This window comes from Chryseolinea lacunae (assembly GCF_016735595.1).
Lineage (GTDB): Bacteria > Bacteroidota > Bacteroidia > Cytophagales > Cyclobacteriaceae > Chryseolinea > Chryseolinea lacunae.
This window is the reverse complement of record NZ_JAERRB010000020.1, coordinates 56,774-70,984: the sequence shown is the minus strand read 5'-3', so window position 1 is coordinate 70,984 and position 14,211 is coordinate 56,774. Positions and strand designations below refer to the sequence as shown.

General features: G+C 50.5%; 11 protein-coding genes. 3 read left to right on the top strand and 8 right to left on the bottom strand.

Translation table 11 applies throughout. The annotated features are described in order from the left end of the window. The first annotated feature begins 67 nt into the window (after positions 1-67). Together JI741_RS31795 and JI741_RS31790 are read left to right on the top strand one after the other, a co-directional pair. A complete protein-coding gene (locus JI741_RS31795; RefSeq protein ID WP_202016549.1) occupies positions 68-2,443 on the top strand; it encodes an ABC transporter permease in 2,376 nt (791 codons plus the stop codon). A 169-nt stretch (positions 2,444-2,612) separates the two neighbouring features. Further along, the gene (locus JI741_RS31790) at positions 2,613-3,269 is read left to right on the top strand and encodes a carbonic anhydrase family protein (RefSeq protein WP_202016547.1); all 657 of its coding nucleotides are present in this window, start codon (positions 2,613-2,615) and stop codon (positions 3,267-3,269) included. A gap of 134 nt (positions 3,270-3,403) precedes the next feature. On the opposite strand, the gene JI741_RS31785 is transcribed toward JI741_RS31790, so the two are convergent. After that, positions 3,404-3,790, bottom strand: coding sequence for a hypothetical protein (locus JI741_RS31785; RefSeq protein ID WP_202016545.1), 387 nt, complete (start codon positions 3,788-3,790; stop codon positions 3,404-3,406). A gap of 202 nt (positions 3,791-3,992) precedes the next feature. After that, positions 3,993-5,372 carry a glycosyl hydrolase family 18 protein gene (locus tag JI741_RS31780; RefSeq protein ID WP_202016543.1) on the bottom strand — a complete coding sequence of 460 codons (1,380 nt, stop codon included), beginning with the start codon at positions 5,370-5,372 and terminating at the stop codon, positions 3,993-3,995. Positions 5,373-5,674: 302 nt separating this feature from the next. On the opposite strand from JI741_RS31780, the gene JI741_RS32935 reads away from it, so the two are divergent. Further along, entirely contained in the window at positions 5,675-5,809 is a 135-nt protein-coding gene (locus tag JI741_RS32935) for a hypothetical protein (protein ID WP_255534606.1), read from the top strand. 85 nt (positions 5,810-5,894) lie between these two features. Here the strand turns inward: JI741_RS32935 and JI741_RS31775 are convergent, their stop codons facing one another. The 6 genes from JI741_RS31775 to JI741_RS31750 all read right to left on the bottom strand — a co-directional run bounded on the left by JI741_RS31775 (position 5,895) and on the right by JI741_RS31750 (position 14,196). Beyond that, positions 5,895-7,385 (bottom strand): serine hydrolase domain-containing protein, encoded by a 1,491-nt coding sequence (locus tag JI741_RS31775; RefSeq protein WP_202016542.1) that lies wholly within the window; start codon positions 7,383-7,385, stop codon positions 5,895-5,897. Between the two features lie 85 nt (positions 7,386-7,470). Further along, positions 7,471-9,156: a serine hydrolase gene (locus JI741_RS31770; protein ID WP_202016541.1), complete on the bottom strand. Its 1,686-nt coding sequence runs from the start codon at positions 9,154-9,156 to the stop codon at positions 7,471-7,473. Between the two features lie 266 nt (positions 9,157-9,422). Continuing rightward, positions 9,423-10,073, bottom strand: a complete 651-nt coding sequence (locus tag JI741_RS31765) for a response regulator (RefSeq protein WP_202016540.1) — start codon at positions 10,071-10,073, stop codon at positions 9,423-9,425. Then, entirely contained in the window at positions 10,070-13,219 is a 3,150-nt protein-coding gene (locus JI741_RS31760) for a sensor histidine kinase (protein WP_202016539.1), read from the bottom strand. Before JI741_RS31760 ends, JI741_RS31765 begins: the two co-directional genes overlap by 4 nt. Before the next feature lie 221 nt (positions 13,220-13,440). Further along, the gene (locus tag JI741_RS31755; protein WP_202016538.1) at positions 13,441-13,812 is read right to left on the bottom strand and encodes a hypothetical protein; all 372 of its coding nucleotides are present in this window, start codon (positions 13,810-13,812) and stop codon (positions 13,441-13,443) included. Between the two features lie 21 nt (positions 13,813-13,833). Next, complete coding sequence (locus JI741_RS31750; protein ID WP_202016537.1) at positions 13,834-14,196, bottom strand: hypothetical protein; 363 nt, start codon at positions 14,194-14,196, stop codon at positions 13,834-13,836. Positions 14,197-14,211 lie beyond the last annotated feature (15 nt).

The window sequence follows — 14,211 nt, the reverse complement described above, 5'->3', positions numbered from 1 at the left end:
ACGGGCAGATTTGCGACTTTTCTATTCGGGCAGCCTTATTGCTACTCCAGGTCCAAAACCAAACCCTATGTTACGGCACAACCTTGTTATCATCTTCCGCGGACTTGTTCGCTTCAAAAGAACATTTGTTATCAACCTGGTCGGACTCTCCGTTGGGCTTGCCTCTGCGCTGCTCATTTTTCTGTGGGTCAACGATGAATTGTCGGTCGATAAATTTCACGAGAAGAACGAGCGGCTTTTTCAAGTGATGACAAACGTGCCGGCGAACGGTGGATGGAATACCGTAGTGGATACACCGGGACCACTTGCCCAGACACTGGCCGAAGAGATGCCCGAGATTGAATATGCGGCAGCCGTGGCGCCTCCCAACTGGCGCGGGTTTGATGGGTTTATTCTCACGGTCGATAAACAAAATATAAAAGCCACCGGAGAGTATGCTGGGAAAGACTACTTCCAAATGTTCTCCTACGGGTTGATGCAAGGCGAAGCCAAGCAGGTGTTAACCGACAAAAACTCCATCGTTATATCAGACGAGCTGGCCATGAAGCTGTTCAGCACAACCGAGGGGCTGGTGGGCAAAACCATTGCGATCAATCACGAACGGGAATACATGGTGTCGGGGGTATTCGCGAAGACAACGACAGCGTCGTCGGTTCGGTTCGACTTCGTTCTTCCTTTTGATACGTATCTGGATGTGACACCCTGGTATAAGGAGTGGGATAACTTCGGGCCGCACACCTACCTGGTGCTGCGTGAAGGCACAGATCCCGTTGCCTTTAATGCTAAACTTAAAACCTTCTTTCAGGCGCGGAACAACGGCGACAAGAACGCACCGCAGTTGCTCGCTACGCGCTATTCGGACAACTACCTGCACGGCAATTTTGAAAATGGTGTGCAGTCGGGAGGACGCATTGCCTATGTGAACCTGTTCTCGGCAATTGGTCTGTTCATACTCGTTATCGCGAGCATAAACTTCATGAACCTGTCTACGGCGAAGGCGGCTGTGCGCACAAAGGAAGTGGGCGTGAAGAAGGCCTTGGGTGCGGGCCGGAAACGACTGGCGATCCAGTTTATCGGCGAATCTATGTTGATGACTTTGGTGTCGCTGGTGGTGGCGATCGGGCTGGTTGTCTTGGCCCTGCCGCAATTCAATATCATAACCGGGAAGGAACTGGCGTTCACGTTGACGCCGCAGCTTGTTGTGGCGCTAACGGGCATCACGCTTGTTACCGGGCTGGTGGCGGGAAGTTATCCGGCCATGTACTTGTCGGGCTTCAATCCCGTTGCCGTGTTGAAAGGGAAGTTGACGACTTCCACCGGAGAGCTATGGGTTCGCAAAGGACTTGTGGCCTTCCAGTTCACGTTGTCGATCGTGTTGATTGTGTCGGTGTTTGTGGTGTATAAGCAGATTGAGTTTGTGCAAAACACAAACCTGGGATACGAAAAAGACAACGTGATCTATTTTGAAATTGAGGGACGTGTGAAGGAGAATGCAGAGACTTTTCTTTCGGAGATAAAACGAATTCCCGGCATACAGAATGCGGCCAGCACCACCAGCGACATGACGGGGCACAACTGGTCGGTGGGCCTCAATTGGGAAGGCAAAGCAAACGACGACAAGGCACGGGCCGAGCTGATGGCCGTGAATTCTGATTTTCTTTCAACAGTGGGTCTTGAAGTGAAGGAAGGGCGGTTCTTCTCTAACGATTTTGTGAGCGACACCACGCGGGTGGTGGTGAACGAGGCCGCCGCCAAGGCGATGGGGTTCGACAATGCGATCGGCAAACATGTGAAAGGCCTTGGGGATCTTGAAATCATTGGCGTTGTGAAAGATTTTCACCTTGAATCTTTCCACGAGGAAGTGAAGCCGCAGCTCTTTGTGATGCACCGTAAACATTTTGCACCGCCCAGCCTCATCATGGCACGCCTGGAAGCGGGAAAGGAAAAAGAAACCCTGCAACGGCTTGCTGCCTTCTATAAGACTTACAATCCCGGCTTCCCTCTGGACTACACGTTTCTGGACGACGAATACCAGGCACTCTACACGTCGGAGCAGCGCGTGTCCGCACTTTCAAAATATTTTGCCGGTCTTGCCATTCTTATTTCCTGTCTCGGACTTTTTGGGTTGGCGGCCTTCACGGCACAACGCCGGATAAAAGAGATCGGCATTCGCAAAATTCTCGGCTCAAGCGATTTCGGAATTGTGCGGTTGCTTTCAAGCGACTTCATCAGAACCATTCTCGTTGCCATCGTGATCGCCCTGCCGCTCAGTTATTTTATCACGCACAAATGGCTGGTGGGGTTTGCCTATCGGATTGAGCTTGAATGGTGGTTCTTTGCCGGATCGGGCTGTCTTGCCCTGCTGATTGCGTTGTTTACGGTAGCCCTTCAAACGGTGAGGGCATCGCGCACAAACCCGACCGAGTGCCTGAAGCAAGAATAAATTCCTTTGCCTGTATTTTGTTTGTAATGACCTCCGCGCGTAATTTGGACCATTATGTGACGATGGCGACCGTATGAACGTAGCTGACCGTTGCTCTGAGCAAAGAAATCGGCTTCGGCTATGCATACTTTTTCGACAATCGACCATGGAATCTGAAACCAAAGGAGAAATGAAAACGCTGACAAAGGAAATACAGGCTGCCCTCACGCCGACTGCGGCATTGGCTCTTTTAAAGGAGGGGAACAAAAGATTTGTCAGCAATCTGAAAGTGAACCGGAATTTGTTGCAGCAAGCCAACGAAACATCCGATGGTCAGCATCCCTTTGCCGTTATTCTCAGTTGCATTGACAGCCGCACGTCGGCTGAACTGATTTTTGATCAGGGGCTGGGTGATATCTTCAGTGTGCGCATTGCGGGCAACATTATTAACGAAGACATTCTGGGCAGCATGGAATTTGGTTGCAAAGTGGCAGAAGCAAAATTTATTGTTGTTTTAGGACACACAAAATGCGGGGCCGTGAAAGGTGCCTGCGATCATGTTGAGATGGGTAACCTCACCGCATTGCTCACCAAAATCAGACCGGCCGTGGATGATGAAACCACGACCAAAGAAAATCGCACGTCGACCAACGCAGAGTTTGTAGAAAACGTGGCCATCATCAATGTGAAGCGGACAGTGAAATCGATTGTGGAGAGAAGTACAATCTTAAAAGAAATGATAGAAAAGGGACAAATAGGTATTATCGGCGGCATGCACGACATTTCGATCGGAACCGTGACCTTTTTTCCGGAGACTATGATTTTGCATGAGCAAACCGGACGCTGAGCTTGCTTCGTTAGGGTATTATTAAAAAACCATTATCGGCCGAATGATATTGTTCTCAACTAACTGCCGAACCCGGCATTGATGACGCATCCGGATTTCCAACGGAATGCTTCGATCGTCTCTTAACAAACTCCCTAGTCCTTGGCTTGATGGAGCTTGCCGCCAAGCCATGCTGCAGGCAGCGAAATGGCCACGAGGCTCCACGCATACCACGCTGGCCCCAGCTGCATGTTGGCTGTTGCAATGGCTCCCGCTGCACTGAGCAACACGCCGATAGAGCCAAGGATCAATGCATGCTTCATGGGTTTGGAAGGAGCCAGCCTGGCGGTGATGTAACATCCCGCGATGCTGAACACCGTGCGGTAGAAAATGACCAGGAGAATGAGTGCTGGCCCTACGTTTAAATGTCCTTTCGGAAGAACGCCGACGCTTTCGAGAATGGCATCTGTGCCCGTGTGTGAGATGACGATGAAAATCAGGCCTGCTAATACGGCGCCGATGCTTTTGAGTGTTGTGTTCATACTAATTTTTTTACAGGTGTTCAGCGTAACAAAAGTATCGGCTTGCACGAACATGCGGCGAGTGCTATTGCGACAAAAGGAGGGTGGATGACGACAGCGTAGTTGTTTGCCCGCGCCGTAAAAAAAAGAAGCCGGGTTCATCACCCGGCTTTTTTTGAAGTGCTTGTTTTTTTTTACGTGATCAAGCTACGCATATCGCTGTCTAGTTTCTGAACAGTTCCCACTCCGACATTTGCATGATGCTGCCACTGCCTACTGCAGTGATGTTGAGCCTGTAGTAAGCATAGGATGTTGTGTTGGTGAATGTGTAGGTTTTGGTCAGCAGGCGTGTGGCAAACGTCTGGTTGGTTTGCGTGTTCAGGGTGGTCCACGACGTTCCGTTGTTTGAGCCCTGGAGTGTCCAGTTTTTGGGATCGCGTGCCGGAACATCGTTCGCCGAGGTTATGGTGTATTTCACAACAACGGCTGCGGTAGCCGGTTGGAACCGAAGCCATGCGGCACTGTGTGACGTGAGGTATTTTGTTCCCGTGCTGTTGTCGATCACCTTGGTGTAGTCCTCGCCCGAAGGTGAACCGGTTTGGTATTGTGCGGTGAGCGTGCCGGCGTAGTTTGTGATGTCGGATCCGGCAGGAGGAGGTGTGGTTCCGCCGCCGCTCAAGGCTGCAAAGATGGCGTCTGTATAGGACTTGCTCACGTTCGCGGCAAAGACCATGATGCCGGCTTTCTCCGGAGTGGGATGCCATTGTGCATTGGCAATGGCGGTGTTGAGGGGGCTGAGCTGATGCGAATATCCTTCCATCACTCTCGAGTTGCCGAGCGTGGCAGACCAGTAGGTGAAGTTGTCGGTGCTGTAGGCCATGTCCATCACAAAGTTGAGATACTGGCTCATGGACACTTCTCTGAAGTTAGGGCCGGGTGCGCCACCGGAGTAGACGGCAGCCGTATACATTTTGTCATTGGGACTTGAGGAGAGCGGACCAAAGTAGGCGCCCAGTGCGGCGATTAAATTCCGGTAGTTTGTGTTGGCCGTTGCGCCGTGTTCCACATCCAGCGAGATGCCATCGAAGCCGACGGTTGTGACGCAGGTGTTGATGAATGACGCAAACTGTGTGGCGTTGTAGGCCGTTCCGTTGTAGGTGGTGAAGGGCGTTGCCGTGCTCCATGACGCGGCGTCGTCAACATTCATGAGCACCTTCACGCCCCGTGCGCGCAGGGTTTGGATGTCGGCCAGAATTTGTCGTTTGCTGTGATAGTAGGCGTTGTTCATCCAGCCGGAGTTGTAGTGAACGGTATCGGCCAGTTCCCACAACGTTCCTTCGAACACAATCACTACGTTGGCATTGTCGGTAAACGTTGTTAGGGGAAGAATTCCCTGGCCGGAGGGGGTGGCATCAAAAGCATAGTAGGCAACTTTAGATTGCCCCACGGCCGGCAACGCCAGCGGCTGTATTAAAATGTCTCCGTCGGCGGTAAGTGATTTTCCTGTAGAGTCCCTTTCGGGTGCCACCATTTCCATGTCGCAGGAGTTCATGAAAATGAATACTGTGGCCATCGCCAGGAGTGAATAAAAACTTTTTTTCATAAGGGTGTTTGGTTTAGGTGTTTAATGCATTGATAAAAGTATCGTTGGAGTAGTTTAGACGCCGCGGCGAATAGTGGACCGTTGTGCCGGTTTTCAAAACAGGGAGCGTTTCGGAGGGAATGGATGAGCGATGGACATTAAAATCAGCGGCGACACCCGAGCAGATCGGGATTGGTGGAAACAACATGGTGGATCAACAGGTTTAGGAAAATGAAAAAGCCCATCTCTCTGCAATGTCGATTGCAGAATAGATGGGCTCTATGAAACGAATATACTCAAAGTGTTCGAATTACACATAGGTCGTGCGGAAAAAGATTTGCGCTTCTGGACAAAAACCGGAAGCCGCGGAGGGCTTTGAGCAGTTGTCTAATCTCGAACCACACTTCCTCCGCGACATCGACGAGGCTTTTCTGAACAACTTCATCGTTACACGCTAGCTTCATGGCGATCGCTATCAGAAAATACAAAGACCGAAGAGAAGTGATTCTCTATCGCAAGTTGTCGTGACGACTCGTGACGGTGCTATTTCAGTGTCCCTTTCATCTCCACTCTTGTTAGCGGACCAAACTCCAGATTGCCCGTGCGGAAAATGGTTATGTCGTTTTTGTTGAACGCAACCTTGTGTGTGAAGTATAAAGGTGTTTCGTAGAAATAGGTGCGGAACAGCAGCGTGTCGGGCGATATCCAGGCACCGCTTGATGCCACGGGAGTTTCTCCAACAAACGGAACGATGTATGTGCCGGTCTTCAATGCGCCGTTTCCGACGGGGATGGTAAAAGATTTATCGGGCATGCTAAACGTGATGACCGGAGCATCGGGTTTGAGATCGAATGTGATGCTGGCAAAACCGTCGGGATTTTGTTGCAGGGTGTAGGCGTGGTTGGACATGGTTTCGATATGTGGCGAAACCGCCGTTCCTTTTATTATGGAGAGGTTTAGATCGCCAAGTTTTTTTTGCAAGGCCGTGAAGGCATTTGTATTTTCTGCTACGGGCTGTTCACTCATTGCCGGCAGCAGGTGGTCCCACACGAGGTTCATGATGGCACCCATGTCGTTGGTGCCGGATGTGATGGCCAGCACTGCATCCTGTTTAGGAAACACAATGCAATATTGCCCAAAGGCTCCATCGCCCCGGTATAGATCATGACGACAACGCCAGAACTGATAGCCATAGCCTTGCTCCCAATCGCTGTCTGGGTTGCTGCCGTTTGAGGTCTGTTTTTTTGTAGCGTCTTCCACCCATGCCGCCGGCACAAGTTGTTTTCCCTCCCACATCCCTTTTTGCAGATAGAGCTGACCGAGTCGTGCAATGTCGGCGGTGCGCACCTTCAGGCCCCAGCCACCGATGTTGATTCCTGCGGGCGAAGTTTCCCAGGAGGCGTGTTCAATGCCCATGGGTTCGAAGAGCCGGGGTGTTAGGTAATCGAAGAGGGTTTTACCGGATTTTTTTTGAATGATGGCCGAGAGCATGTAGGTGGCCGCACTGTTGTAGACGAAGTGCGTTCCGGGCTTGTGCTCGACGGGAAGTGATAGAAATCCTTTGAGCCAGCCCGTTGTGTCTTGCATCATCCGGTCGGTGGCGTCGTCGTTGTGGCCCGTGGTCATCGTCAGCAAGTCGCGAATGCGCATGGCGTTCAGATTGTCGGAAGGTTCTTTCGGGGTTTCGTCGGGAAAGAAGGAGATCACTTTGTCGTTGATGTTTAATAAACCTTCTGCCTGGGCAATGCCGATGGCGGTGGAGGTAAAGCTTTTGCTTAGAGAGAAAAGCTGTTGTGGTGTGTCGGGGTTGTAGGGGTTCCACCATCCTTGCGCGGCAATTTGTCCATGACGCAACAGCACAAAGCTGTGCAGTTCATCTTTGCGTTCCTTTTCTGCGGCTTCAATAAAATTCAAAATAGCTTGCGACGAGATGCCCAGCGACTCGGGTGTGGCAACGTCGGCTTTGTCGGCGGCAGTTTTGCACCCGACGAACAAGAGAAAGAGGGACGTGAGCAGGAAGGTACTATTTTTCATAGGATTGAGGGTTTAAAAATCCGACAACATTGTTTCTCAGGTAGTATCAAGTTAGATCAATTTGGTCAGTAGTTGGCGAAGCCTGTCATTCCATCTTTTTGCCGGGATATTGGGTGCCTTGAACCTTAAAGACCATTCCGGATATTTTGCCTTTGTCTTCGGTAAATTCAATGGTGCTGTCTGTGGCTTTTGAAAACAGGTTGGTTTCGTTCTCGGCAAAAAACTCTTCCTTTTGCTGGCCGGGCATCTGGAAATAGATTCGGTCTCCTTCAGTTGTTATAGACAAAACAAGTCCGCCTGTGAAATCATATTTGCCACTGAACAACGCCAGTTTTGCAGCGGCCAGGGTGACGGCCTGTTTTGCTTTTGGAAGGGGAAGGTCGGTTTTCTTTTGCACGTTGCGTGGACCGGTTTGGACGGGCTCGTTATAGAACTCCGCCGAAATCACCTTGCCCTTCTTGTCGCGCCGGAATTCGCAATACGAATTTTTCCACCATGCCCATGCAAAAAGATCTTTGCCCACATTGACCAATACGCTTTTGGGATAACCCGGCGATTGTGCAAACAGCGTGTCATCACGCACCGTGAAATATTGATACAAGGTTTCGCCCGGGGCCTTGGCATAGAACGATTGGCTGATGGCATACACGCCCGTGTAGTCGTTGAGTGCTTTTTGAGTCAGGTGGTTGATGGGTTGCCTTGGTGCATGTATCAGTTGCAAGGCTATTGACGACAAGACCGGCACCGTCCAAATGGGTTTATTTGAAAGGATGACCATGTATAACTGCTTTGAAGGGATGCGTATGGCATCGGAACTGAAACCGGCCATGCCACCGGCGTGGTCAATAAATTGAATGCCTTTATAGTTGTTGCTGGTCCATCCGAAACCGTAGTTGGCGTTTTGTCCGTCAGGCAACACCACCGATCGCCAGGCTTTTTCGGTCCATTCCTTCTTCAGAATTTTTTCAGTATACAGCGCGTTGTCCCATTTCAGAAGATCGTCTACGTTGCTGATGATGTTGCCGGCCGCGTAGGGCCAACTCCAGCTCATGTAGAGAATCGGCATGTATTTTCCGCTGGCGGCATTGATGTAGCCATAGGACGCATTCCGCACCAGGCTATCATAGTTGCCTATTGCAGAGTGATTCATGTCCAACGGTGCAAAAATGTTTTCCCGGATGTATTCGTTTAGCGGGAGGCCCGAAACTTTTTCAACAATCAGGCCGGCCACCACGTAGCCTGAATTGCTGTAGCCCCAGTTTGTTCCGGGTTCGAAGGTGAGCGAGTCGTTCATGAAAAAATTCATGAGTTCGCCGGGCGATTGGGTCAGGACCATTTGGGCGGGAAAATCTTTTTTCTCTGCAAAGTCGGGTATGCCGCTGGTGTGGCTTAGCAAGTGTTCGATGGTTATGCGCCGGCCGTGGCTGTTGTAGTCGGGCAAATATTTTTTAATGTCGTCCTGCAAATTCAGCTTTCCGCGTTGCGCCAGTTGCAGCACACAAACTGCGGTGAATTGTTTGGTCATGGAAGCGATCCGGAAAATGTTCTCGGGTTTGTTTGGCACGTTAAACTCCAGATTAGACAGCCCAAAGGCTTTCCTGTAGATGGGCTTGCCGGCTTTTGCAATCAGCAAAACGGCGCCCGGTTCATCGGGTTTATAGTTTGCGTTCATGATGCTGTCGACAACGTGTTGGTCTTGTGTGGACAGGGGTTGGGCGTTTAGTGAAACGCTCAGTGCGATCAGGAAAAGGATGCCAGGAATTCGTTTCATTTTCTGAGTGGTTGGTTTTGTTTTTTTTACGAGGATGCTTGTGCTGTACACGCCGGCTAGTCACTCATGAGCGGACACGTTCATGATGACAAAGGGTCACACGTTAACGGCGCGACGTTTTGTGCAGATAACCTTCGGATGCTTGAACAAGACATTCAAAGGTGTCGCGTTGGCATAGGGGTTTCAATACACCTTTTGGTGTAATTATCGCCTACTCCAAAAGGAGTAGCACCAAGAGGCAATCAGCAATAAAATGACGGAACAGTTTAGATCAGCTTGTTCTCCACGGCGTATCGCACGAGGGCGGCTGTGTTCTTGAGGCCAAGTTTGGCGAGTATGTTTTTTCGGTGGGTGTCGACGGTGACGCTGCTGAGGAATAGTTTTGCGGCGATTTCGTTATTGGTAAGTCCATTGGAGATCTGACCAATAATTTCAAGCTCGCGTTTTGTGAGGTGTTTTTCGGTGGCGGCGGTTTTTCCGGTTTCGTTGAGGTGGTTGAAGAGGTTCATCGAAATTTCGGGGCTCACATATTTTTCGTTGTGCATCACTTTGTCGATCGCTTTGATGAGCTCTGCTTTTCCGGCGTCTTTGTGGATGAATGCGTCTGCGCCCGCCTTCAGGAGTTTGTTCACCACCGGCGCTTCGCCCAGCATGCTCACCACAATGATTTTGATGGCGGGATATTCTGCCTTTATGATTTTTGTGGCTTCTGCGCCGCTGAGCTTCGGCATGTTGATGTCCATAATGATGATGTCGATGGCTTCTGTTCGCGCGATGTCAATCGCTTCATAACCATTCTTTGCCATGTGGATCTGGTCGATTGTTTTTTCGGACCGGAGGATTTGCGACAGCCCATCCGTTATCATCTGATGATCGTCTACAATCAATATGTTCAACGAAAACGTATAGCTGCTCATGGGGTGTTAAATTCATATGGGATCTCTATGGATACACTTGTGCCTTTCGAGGGAATGGAGTCGATGGTGATGATGCCCTGCATGAGTTTTGTTCGGGCAGCCAGGTTTTGCAAGCCGTAGCCGTGACGGTGGGCCGTGACATCGAAACCTTTTCCGTCGTCTTCAATCATGAGAATGATCTTGTTGTCGCGGCGGCCAATCTGAAGGGTAACATGTTTTGCCTCGGCGTGTTTCAGTGCATTGTTGATAAGTTCCTGCGTGATTCTGTAGAGGGCAAGTTCATAGTCCTGTTGCAGACGGTTCTCCATGCCAAACAGGGTTAGTGAGAAAGATGTTTGTTTTGTCTCGTTCAGTTTGTTGATTAATCCTTCCACGGCCGTGACATAGCCAAACTCTTCAAGCACGGAGGGGCTGAGATTCAGCAACAGGCTTCTGACGTCGGAGATCACTTCGGTTATGAATTGTTCCGAGCTTTTGGCAAGGGTGGTCATCTCTTTGTCGTTTTGCAGGGCGGCTTTTTCGTGCAGCGTGGAAACAAACATTTTGAGTGCCGACAGCCGGGTGCCCACGCCGTCGTGAAGATCTCTTGAAATGCGTTTGCGTTCCTGCTCCTGTGTGGCCACCATGACACGAATCTGTGTTGCCTGCTGTTCTTTCAGTTTTGCCACGCGGCCACTGTATGCGGCATAGGCCGTGGTGCCCATCACAATGAACAGTAGACTATAGGCCCACCAGCTCCGCCACCACGGCGGTGTGATAATAATCACCATGGTTTTCTCCACTGCATTTCCAATGGCATCGAAGGCCCTGACCTTGAAGCGGTAGGTTCCTGCGGGGACGTTGAAGTAGTGGCCCGTTTTTTCGCTGCCGGCCTTGCGCCAGGTGTTGTCGTAGTTTTCCAGCATGTATACAAGATGAGGTGCCTGGCGTTCGCTGTTGAAATCGATGCCGGCAAATTCGAACGCGAACGTGTTTTGATTGTGAGCAAGTTTTATTTCCTTCGTGTTGACCAGTGCCTCGAAAAGTATGCCGGTGCCGGGCAGCATGGGCTCGTTGTTGAGTGAAAAATGTGTTATGGCAACCTGGTGAAAAGAGTTGTTTGGTGTGAGCAGGGCAGGGTTTATTTCGAAATAGCCAGCGGCTTCGCCAAACACCAACGTTCCATCCTGGCGAACATAGCCGCCCGTGAGGCGCAGACCATCCACGCCAAATGGTTTCCCAAACACTACAGGCCTCAGGTTGTTGCCCGTGCGCAGTTGAACGATGCCTTCGGATGTGCCCATCCAGAAATTGTTTTGCTGATCTTCCATGAGCCAGCCGGCCTGCAACTGCGGCGGCAGGATGAAGAATTCGTCTTTGAATTTGGTGAACACATCCTTGCCGGCATCGTATTTGAAAAGCCCATCCTGACCACCCACCCAGAGATTTCCCTTGCTGTCTTCCATGATGTTGAGCACACCCACAATAGCGGGATATCGTTTGAAACGTTCTGTACTCGTTTCAAGCTTGCACAGCCCACCCGTTGTTCCGATCCAAAGATTTTTGTTGCTGTCGAACTCGATCCACACAACCTGGTTGTTGATGAGTGAGGTGCTGTCGTGTGGATCGTTCAAAAAACGTTTGACGGCCCCCGACGTTGCATTCCAAAATGCGAGCCCCTTATAGGTGGCAATCCACAAATTGCCTTCGGTGGTTTTTCTGACGCGGGGAATCGTGTCGGAAGGAACGCTGTTTGGGTTGTTGGGATCGTAATGGAGAAACCTGGTGTACTGTCTTTTCTGTACGTCGAAAAAATAGAGGCCGAAGGTGGATTGTACCAAAAGTCTGTCGCCGTCTTTGTCTATGGGAAACGTGAGGTTGGTGAGCGACGTTGGATCTTGTGGCGAGACCAGGTATTGCACTTCGTTGCCCGTCTTGTCTTTGCAGAACAGTCCTTCATTTGTGCCGATCCACAGATTGTGGTCGTCGTCTTCAACAAAGCCTATGGTTATTCTATTTGTGTTGTTGTAGGACACCGGATTTTGTCCGGACGCAATTTTATAGAGGTTGGATCCCCACGAACTGATCCACACGGTGTTGTCGCGCGTTTTGTAGGCTGTCCAAAAAAGTTCGTCTTCAAGTTTGCCGGAGGCCTTCTTGTCTGTACCATACCATGCTACCTTTTTAGTTAGTGGATCATATACATGGATGCCCGCCGAAAATGTTCCAATCAATATTTTGCCCGTGTGATCTTCGGTGATGAAGGCGATGTGATCTTCCGACCAGAACAAGGCAGGTTTCAGCGCAGGTCTGCTAAGTTTATCAGGATGCAACGGGTCGAAACGATGTCTTTTGAAAGTCCCCTTTTCACGATCCATCGTGTGCAGTCCGTCACCGGCGGAGCCTACCCAGAACGTGCCACGGCTGTCTTCAAAAATTGTTCGGATGCGGTTGTCGGTCAACGTAAGGGAATCGTCAGCGTCGTTTACATAGCGCGTGAACTTGCCCGTAGCTCTGTTGAGCTTGTTCAGGCCGCCGGCACTTTTGAATCGCGGATTGCCCTGATTAAAAACACTTCCCGTTCCGACCCAGAGTGTTCCCTGTCGATCTTCATAGAGCGATCGCACGGCATTAAAACTCAGCGATGAAGGATCGTTAGGATCGTGGCGGTAGTGCACAAAATCGGATGCTCCTTTGTCCAGCCTGTCGAGACCTTGATAGGTTCCAATCCACAACGTTCCCTCACGATCGGTGAGGAGCGCCATGACCGAATCGTTGCCCAGACTGGCCGGGTTGGTTGGGTCGTGTCGGAAATGACGGAAGGTGCCCGATGCGGGATCGAGGCGATCAAGGCCCATCCACTGTGGCGCTGACCATATGAAACCCGCGCTGTCTGCCGTGAGGCACTCAATGGTTTCCTGTGCCGGCGAATGTGGGTTGGACGGTTCGTGGTGATAGCCAACATAGGACGCACCGTCGTATCTGAACAACCCGCGTTGTGTAGAAAACCAGAGAAACCCTTGAGCGTCCTGTGTCATGTTGAGCACTTGTGTGCTCATGTTTTCGGATGCGCTTTTCACGATCGCGAAATTCACTTCCTGCGCCAGCGATGGTGCCCCCGAAAAAATCAGGGCGATGATGAGGGTTTGAATGGCTGATCGCCGCATGCGTGATCGTTAGACAGGAAAGATAAACTAAAGAAGTGGTTGTTGAATGCGATCCGGCGATTGAGAGACGGCTATTCAAAAGTGACGCTATGCGTAGGGTGAGACAATACACCTTTTCGTGTATTTTTTGGGGTCCGGTGTTTTTCACGAAGATTTTTTTGATCGACGGGAATTTTTTCAAAGTTCCCTGATCGACTTGTGGGATCTCCGGTTTGTCTGGTTCAGAACAACTTTTTTATCCGGAAGGTGAGCATAAAAATGAAAAACGCAAACAACGCAATAAGATGAATGGATAGCAAGACAACGTGCACAGCAGTCAATGTGCACGTGGGCTCTGCCGTTAATGTAAAGATGGAGTAGCCAGCGATCAACACCTCAAATCCTAACACCAGAATCTCCCGACGTTCAACAATGTGTTGTTGGATGCGGATTTGCTTTTGCGCCCAGTAGATCAGCAGTGAAACACTTGCTGTTAAGTTTAAATAGACAATGACAAAGAAACGGGAAGTGAGTAACCCCGTAAGCAGAACGGCGACGTGAATCAGGATGATACTGGCCAGTGCACCGCAGGCTTGCTTGTCGGAGTTACTCATTCAGCTGTTGACAAGATGGGCCTATACCTCGAAAGGAAGGGCATATTCTTTTGTGACCGGCTTGGAGCTGCGCGATTTCACTTCTACGCGTGCCTTGAGGGGAGAGCCGAGAACGAGATAGTTTTTCACGTATTGATCTTCGTGCACCATCCAGCTGTTGTCTTCCAGCAGCAGCTCGGTGACACCGGCCTTGGTTGCTTTGTAGGCCAGGCGTTCTACCAGCAAGGGTTCATAGTTGATGGTGTTGCCCATGTAGCATACCTGAATTCCGGGTTTCGATTCGTTGCCCAGTTCGGTGCAGTCGATGACGTTGATGGTTATTGCAGAACCGTCTTCCAGGTCTTTCACTTTCCACTCTTCGATCGTTGTTTTTACGTTTGCCATGAGGTTTGTTTTTTT

Coding starts and splice junctions, on each gene's coding strand:
- JI741_RS31795 (WP_202016549.1), top strand. CDS start 68: ATGTTACGGCACAACCTTGTTATCATCTTCCGCGGACTTGTTCGCTTC.
- JI741_RS31790 (WP_202016547.1), top strand. CDS start 2,613: ATGAAAACGCTGACAAAGGAAATACAGGCTGCCCTCACGCCGACTGCG.
- JI741_RS31785 (WP_202016545.1), bottom strand. CDS start 3,790: ATGAACACAACACTCAAAAGCATCGGCGCCGTATTAGCAGGCCTGATT.
- JI741_RS31780 (WP_202016543.1), bottom strand. CDS start 5,372: ATGAAAAAAAGTTTTTATTCACTCCTGGCGATGGCCACAGTATTCATT.
- JI741_RS31775 (WP_202016542.1), bottom strand. CDS start 7,385: ATGAAAAATAGTACCTTCCTGCTCACGTCCCTCTTTCTCTTGTTCGTC.
- JI741_RS31770 (WP_202016541.1), bottom strand. CDS start 9,156: ATGAAACGAATTCCTGGCATCCTTTTCCTGATCGCACTGAGCGTTTCA.
- JI741_RS31765 (WP_202016540.1), bottom strand. CDS start 10,073: ATGAGCAGCTATACGTTTTCGTTGAACATATTGATTGTAGACGATCAT.
- JI741_RS31760 (WP_202016539.1), bottom strand. CDS start 13,219: ATGCGGCGATCAGCCATTCAAACCCTCATCATCGCCCTGATTTTTTCG.
- JI741_RS31755 (WP_202016538.1), bottom strand. CDS start 13,812: ATGAGTAACTCCGACAAGCAAGCCTGCGGTGCACTGGCCAGTATCATC.
- JI741_RS31750 (WP_202016537.1), bottom strand. CDS start 14,196: ATGGCAAACGTAAAAACAACGATCGAAGAGTGGAAAGTGAAAGACCTG.